Annotated in this window: 1 protein-coding gene; it reads right to left on the reverse strand. The window is 41.7% G+C overall.

The window, feature by feature from the left end:
* A partial coding sequence (locus J7R05_RS08335; protein ID WP_208541886.1) for a radical SAM protein occupies positions 1–427 on the reverse strand: 427 nt, incomplete at both ends.

Raw genomic sequence — 427 nt, forward strand, 5'->3', positions numbered from 1 at the left:
TTTTCCTAGAGTAGCTTTTCCTGGGAGATCGTGGCCATAGCTTGTAAGATCTACACCTGTCAGAACAACTTCTTGAATACCATTGTCTGTCAGTTTTTTAATTTGTTCAATGGCTGCACCCATGGGAACTGAACGTGATGGCCCACGTCCATAAGGGATAATGCAAAATGTACAGCGATGATCGCATCCATTTTGTACTTGTACAAAAGCACGTGTGCGTTCTTCCATTGTACTCACCATATGTGGAGCAATTTGTTGTACCTCCATGATGTCATTGATACGCAGTTTTTCGGAATGGTTAATGCCAAAATCAGGAAGTTGACGGTAAGAATGCGCATGAAGTTTTTCTTCATTTCCTAAAACAAGATCAACCTCTGTCATTGAGGCAAAATTTTGACCTTCTGTTTGTGCAGCACACCCTGTCACA

The organism is Bartonella capreoli (assembly GCF_902813205.1).
Taxonomy (GTDB): Bacteria; Pseudomonadota; Alphaproteobacteria; order Rhizobiales; family Rhizobiaceae; genus Bartonella; species Bartonella schoenbuchensis.